Source organism: Protofrankia sp. CiP1_Cm_nod4 (genome assembly GCF_982290645.1).
Genome location: NZ_CEVIVC010000109.1, coordinates 1 through 6,507 on the forward strand (window position 1 = coordinate 1; position 6,507 = coordinate 6,507).

At 69.8% G+C, this 6,507-nt stretch carries 3 protein-coding genes; all 3 read left to right on the forward strand.

Annotated features, from left to right (window positions below):
* On the forward strand, nucleotides 1-970 hold a 970-nt coding region (locus AC5LSR_RS18015), incomplete at its 5' end, for an Ig-like domain-containing protein (RefSeq protein WP_493468707.1).
* A 1,755-nt stretch (nucleotides 971-2,725) separates the two neighbouring features.
* The gene (locus AC5LSR_RS18020; RefSeq protein WP_250283759.1) at nucleotides 2,726-4,129 is read left to right on the forward strand and encodes a family 2B encapsulin nanocompartment shell protein; all 1,404 of its coding nucleotides are present in this window, start codon (nucleotides 2,726-2,728) and stop codon (nucleotides 4,127-4,129) included.
* A gap of 117 nt (nucleotides 4,130-4,246) precedes the next feature.
* Nucleotides 4,247-6,496: a family 2 encapsulin nanocompartment cargo protein terpene cyclase gene (locus AC5LSR_RS18025; RefSeq protein ID WP_250283756.1), complete on the forward strand. Its 2,250-nt coding sequence runs from the start codon at nucleotides 4,247-4,249 to the stop codon at nucleotides 6,494-6,496.
* Nucleotides 6,497-6,507: the final 11 nt, after the last annotated feature.

Genomic DNA, 6,507 nt, shown 5'->3' on the forward strand with positions numbered 1-6,507 from the left:
CGGTGGCGGTGGCTCCGGCGGCGGGGAGCCCGGCGGCTTCTTCGGGGCAGGTGGCGGCGGCGGGAGCGGGTATGCGACGCCAGCGGCGACCAACGTCTCCCTCATCCCGGGCGTCAGCCACGGCAGCGGCAAAGCGATCGTCTCGTTCCGGTACGAAACCGCGATCACGCTGACTCCGAGTACGTCCACCCCGCTGTTCGGGCACGCCGTCGCCGTCACCGCCACCGTAGGCCCCGCCTACCCGGCCGCGGGCGTCCTGACCGGCACGATCACATTCTCGGACGGGACAACACCCCTGGCCACCGTGCCGGTCAGCGGTGGTCAGGCCAGCTTCAGCACCGGCGCGCTCCAGCCCGGATCCCATCCGGTCACCGCCAGCTACAGCGGAGACCCGCGCTTCGCGCCGAGCACCACGGCAGGACCCACCGGGATCACCGTCGGATTCAGCCAGCCGTGCACGACGACACCACACCACGGTCCTCTGATCGTGGCCACCGGCCGGTCGCTGTGCATAGGAGCCGGCGGCCAGCAGGACGGGCCGGTCACCATACAGCCCGGTGGAGCCCTGGCCGTGCTGGGCGCCGAGGTCACCGGCCCCCTGTCCGCCAGCGGTGCCGTCGCGGTCACCGTCTGCCGGTCGACGCTGGCCGGGCCGGTCACCATCCGGACGAGCAGCGGCTACGTCCTGATCGGTGCTGATCACGACGACGTGACGGCCTGCATGGGCAACACCATCCAGGGCCCGCTGACCCTGGAGGCCAACAGCGGAGGTCTCGAAGCCTCGGCCAACACGGTCACGGGACCGGCGCGGATCACTGCCAACAGCGGCAGCGGCCTGCTACCGGAGGACGCTGTGCCCGCATTCGAGGCCAACCATGTCACCGGCCCCCTGAGCTGCGGCGGCAACGAACCAGAACTGCGGCAGACCGGCAACATCGTGGACGGGCCGCGATCCGGGCAATGCCGATAGAGGCGTTTGCGCGGCAGGCTGTTTCTGTGCGACAGACCGCTATTGCGTCGTCAATGGCGCCTGGTAGGCACTGAGAAGTCCGCCGAGGTTGGCAACGCCTCGGCGGACCGTCCTGCGCCTCGATTCCGCCGAGCCACTGGTCGAAACTCGCGGGAGCAGCCGATCAGCGTCAGCTCGGTATAGCCCCAAGTTCATACTTTTGCTTGTATGCATACGTTCGTGTGATCTCTGATGCCTGTCGGCTCCCGCTCCGGCCTGGCGTCCGGTGGGACGTCGGGACTGTCGATTATCTGTATGACGACCGTCCGTACGGCTAGCCGGTCGAGAGGACCCAGCCATTCCAGAGATCGACTCGGCCGACGCCGGTCAGCAGCACGACGCCGACGCCTATGAAGACGAGCCCCGACGCGACCGGGAACGGGAGGAAAAGGATGCTCCGGAATCCCTGGAAGAAATCCGGGACGACGACGTGGCCCAGGCCGTGCGGCCGGACAGGATACGGATGCGGGCGCCTACGTCGTGCTGAATCCCCACCGGGTGCAGCAGCCGCTCGACCCGGCGGTCGCCGTTCCGAGTGACGAAATCAACCGTCGGGGTGTGGCGAGTGTAACGATCGGGATCTTCGTCGACGTCGACGTCGACCACGGTCCCGGTCGTGTAGTGCCCCCGTATCCGGAGCCGGACGCGTTCCAGCGAGGCCCTCGCGCCGGCGATCGGCGCCCGCATCCGCTGCCCGTCACGTCAGCCCGACCATTTGCGATCTTCATAAAACACAACTAACACACATAAAACACAAAAGTCGAACTGGAGAACTAGTACGAAATGACTGGAAAGCGGGAATATCTCATGGATATTAGTTACTAGTAGTGCCGATGCTTTCGTAACTCACAGTTAGCAATTGATCGCTTGAGGGCGTGTCGAGCGCTGGGTGGCCGGCGTCCTCCGAAGCCCTGGTGAGTTGTCTCGCTATGACTTTCGGGTGCCGTCGCGGGCATGCCCGGTGAACGCCCCCGCCTGCCGGCCGGCCCGGAATGGCCGCGCCACGGGCCCGCATGCCGGTCGCCGCCGATGCGGCGGGGGAATCGGTTGAATGATCGCGTTCCGATGGCCGGCCGAGCTGGCCGCGACGCGTTGCCCGGAGATGTTTCCTGTCCCGGCCCCATCGTCCTTTACTGTCCGTAACCGACAAGATCGGTCAGCGGACTAGACGGGCCACCTTCCGGGCCAGTCCTCGAGTAGTTCCGCAAAGTGCTTGCCGCCCGTGGCTCCGATGGAGGAGGCTGCCGATGCGCGGCCACGCGCTTACCGACAGCGAACAAAGCGCATGTCGCCGAACGGCGCGACATGACGGGGGGTCCACGGGTATGAAGCTGCTGACCGCGCGATCATCCGGACGGATGGAGGGCGGGGATCATCCGTATGCGTTCCTGGAGATCTGACCGGGCCGCTGGCCCGGGCGCGTCTCCAACGCCGGTACCGCGGCCGTAGGGATGCCACGAGAATCCCCGCCACTGTCTTTCCCACGTTCGGTGGGAGCCCTCGGAAAAGATGACACGGCGCTGTCGGAGCGGCGCCGGCGCCGCCGCGGGCCAGAAGTTCTCGGGAAAGTACCGGAACAGCCCTGACGAATCCGGCCGGCCGTCCCGCGCACCCCGCGGGGACACCGACCGGACAGCGCATCGGTTAAGGGCACGGCGTACCGCCGGTGCCCGGTTGCCCCGATCCCTGGAAGAACCACAGAGAGGTGGAGCCCGCATGACCGAGCCCGTATCGACCGGCCCCGGCGTGACCGGTGAGGACCCCCGGCTGAGCCTGAGCACGGCGGCCGCGCGCAATCTCGCGACGACCACCAAGTCCGTCCCCCAGATGCAGGAGATCACCTCCCGGTGGCTGCTGCGCGTGCTGCCCTGGGTCCAGACGGCCGGCGGCGTCTACCGGGTCAACCGGCGGTTGACCTACATACTCGGCGACGGGCTCATCACGTTCACCTCCACCGGATCCGAGGTGCGAGTGGTGCCCGGTGAGCTCGCCGAGCTGCCCGCCCTGCGGGGCTTCGACGGCGACGCGCTCACCGCTCTCGCCGACCGCTTCGCCCAGCGGGAGTACGCACCGGGCGACGCCCTGGTGGAGACGGGCGCGCCGGCCGACGCGGTGTTCCTCGTCGCCCACGGCAAGATCGGAAAATTCGGCCCGGGCGAGTACGGTGACGAGCGCTCCCTCGGGGTGCTTGCCGACGGCGAGTACTTCGGTGACGAGGTCCTCGTCGAGCCGGACCTGACCTGGGAGTACACCGCCCGCGCCCTGACCGCCGCCACCGTGCTCGTGCTCACCCGCGAGCAGTTCGCCGAGGTCGTCGAGCGGGACGCCGCGCTGCGCGGGCACCTGGCGGACTACCGCTCCCGCCCGCAGCCGCCGCGCAACCGGCAGGGCGAGGCGGAGATCGCGATCGCGGCCGGGCACAGCGGCGAGCCGGACCTGCCGGGCACGTTCGTCGACTACGAGCTGGCCCCGCGGGAGTACGAGCTCAGCGTCGCCCAGACGGTGCTGCGCATCCACAGCCGGGTGGCCGACCTGTACAACGAGCCGATCAACCAGCTGGAGCAGCAGCTGCGGCTCACCGTCGAGGCACTGCGCGAACGCCAGGAGCACGAGCTGGTCAACAATCCCGACTTCGGCCTGCTGCACAACGCCGACCTGCGCCAGCGCATTCACACCCGCTCCGGCCCGCCGACCCCGGACGACTTCGACGAGCTGCTCAGCCGGCGGCGCAGCACACACTTCCTGCTTGCCCACCCCCGGACGATCGCGGCCTTCGGCCGGGAGTGCACCGCGCGGGGAATCTACCCGGCGACCGTCCTGTTCCACGACCAGCACGTGCCGGCCTGGCGTGGCGTCCCCCTCCTGCCGCTGAACAAGATTCCGGTCAGCGCCACGGGAACGACCTCCGTCATCGCGCTGCGGACCGGGGAGGAGAACCAGGGTGTGATCGGCCTGCACCACACCGGCCTCGCCGACGAATACGAGCCGGGGCTGTCCGTCCGGTTCATGGGCATCAACGAGAAGGCAATCATCTCGTATCTGGTGACGACCTACTTCTCCGCCGCCGTCCTCGTCCCGGACGCGCTCGGAATCCTGGAGAGCGTCGAGATCGGGCGCTGAGCCCACCCGCCGGCGTGTCGCCGCGGCCAGCGCGCCGCGGCGACACGCCGGTATTCGGTGACGCATTCCGGGCGTGACCGCCCGCACCAGTGGCAGAGAAGGGTTTCCCGGAGAATCATGCAGCCTTTCACCCTCCCCGAGTTCTACGTGCCCTATCCGGCGCGCCTGAGCCCCCATCTGGACGCCGCCCGGGAGCACAGCCGGGCGTGGGCCCGGGCCATGGAGATGATCGACCCGCCCGAGGGCGGGACCGCGATCTGGACCGAGCGGGACCTCGACGCCCACGACTACGCCCTGCTGTGTGCCTACACCCATCCCGACGCCACCGCCGAGCGGCTGAACCTCGTCACCGACTGGTACGTGTGGGTCTTCTACTTCGACGACTACTTCCTGGAGCTCTACAAGCGGACGCACGACATGGCGGGCGGGCGGGCCCATCTCGACCGGCTGCCCGCCTTCATGCCGGTCGACGGCGAGATCACCGAGGAGCCGACGAACCCGGTCGAGCGCGGGCTCGCGGACCTGTGGACGCGGACCGTGCCCGCCAGGTCCGCCGACTGGCGGGAACGGTTCGCGGTGAGCACCCGCAACCTGCTCGACGAGTCGCTCTGGGAACTCGCCAACATCAACGCCGGCCGGCTGGCCAACCCGATCGAGTACGTCGAGATGCGCCGCAAGGTCGGCGGCGCGCCCTGGTCGGCGAACCTCGTCGAGCACGCCGCGGACGCCGAGGTCCCGGCCGCCGTCGCCGCCACCCGTCCGCTGCGGGTGCTGCGCGACACCTTCGCCGACGCGGTCCACCTGCGCAACGACCTGTTCTCCTACGAGCGGGAGGTCACCGAGGAGGGCGAGCTCAGCAACGGGGTGCTGGTCGTCGAACGCTTCCTCGGCATCGGCACGCAGCAGGCCGCCGACGCCGTCAACGACCTGCTCACCTCCCGGCTGCACCAGTTCGAGCACACGGCGGCCGCGGAGCTGCCGGCCGTCCTGGACGAGCACGGCATCGACCCGGCGGGACGGCTCGCGACGCTGGCATACGTCAAGGGCCTGCAGGACTGGCAGTCCGGCGGCCACGAGTGGCATCTGCGCTCCAGCCGGTACATGAACCGCGAGGTGGCCCTCGACGCCGTCCCGGCCGGTCCCGGGCTGCCCGCCGGGGTGGGTGGGCTGCCCGGCCTGCCCGGCACGCCGAGCCTCGGCACCTCGGCGGTGCGGGTCGTGCCGTCCCTGCTCGCGACCGCGCCGCGGCGGCTGCGGTCCCATGCCAACGTGCCGTTCCGGGTGGTCGGGCCGACCCGGCTGCCCGAGTTCTACCTGCCGTACAGCACCGGGCGCAGCCCGCACCTGGACGCCTCGCGACGCTCGGTCGTCCGCTGGGCGGGTGCGATGGGCATGCTGGACCCGGTCCCGGGCATCTGGGACGAGCACAAGCTGGTCGCGTTCGACTTCGCCCTGTGCTCGGCCGGTATCCACCCGGACGCCTCCGCGGCGGAGCTCGACCTCACCACCAGCTGGCTGACCTGGGGCACCTACGGCGACGACTACTACCCGGTGATCTTCGGCCGGAGCGGGAACCTGGCCGGGGCGCGGCTGAGCAACGAACGGCTGCGCGCCTTCATGCCCCTCGACGGCCCGGCCACCGAGGTACCGGCGAACGCCCTCGAGCGCGGCCTCGCCGACCTGTGGGAACGCACCGCCGGGCCGATGGGGCCCGCCGCGCGGGCCGCCTTCCGCCGCGCCGTCGAAGTGATGATCGACAGTTGGCTGTGGGAGCTGGCGAACCAGGCGGTCAACCGCATCCCCGACCCCGTCGACTACCTGGAGATGCGCCGCGCGACGTTCGGCTCCGACCTGACGATGAGCCTGTGCCGGCTCGCCCACGCGCACACCGTGCCGGCCGAGATCTTCCGCACCCGGCCGGTACGGTCGCTGGAGAACGCCGCGGCCGACTATGCCTGCCTGCTCAACGACGTCTTCTCCTACCAGAAGGAGATCCAGTTCGAGGGCGAGATCCACAACTGCGTGCTGGTGGTCGAGAACTTCCTCGGCTGCGGCCGCGACCGCGCGGTCGAGGTGGTCAACGACCTCATGACCGCCCGGATGCGCCAGTTCGAGCACATCGTGGCCGACGAGCTGCCGGCGCTGTTCGACCGGCTTCAGCTTGACGGCGACGTCCGCGACGCGCTGCTCGGCTACGTCCATGATCTGCAGAACTGGCTGGCCGGCATCCTGCGCTGGCACGAGGGGACCCACCGCTACGAGGAGATCGAGCTGCGCTACCACCCGGCCGTGGACCGGCGGCCCTTCGGCGCTCCGACCGGGCTGGGCACCTCAGCGGCGGACGTCCGCAGGCTGGTCGCCCGGTAGGACCTCTCGCG

Bases quoted from the DNA above. Each gene is read 5' to 3' on its own strand.
- AC5LSR_RS18025 (WP_250283756.1), top strand. From the start codon at position 4,247: ATGCAGCCTTTCACCCTCCCCGAGTTCTACGTGCCCTATCCGGCGCGC.
- AC5LSR_RS18020 (WP_250283759.1), top strand. From the start codon at position 2,726: ATGACCGAGCCCGTATCGACCGGCCCCGGCGTGACCGGTGAGGACCCC.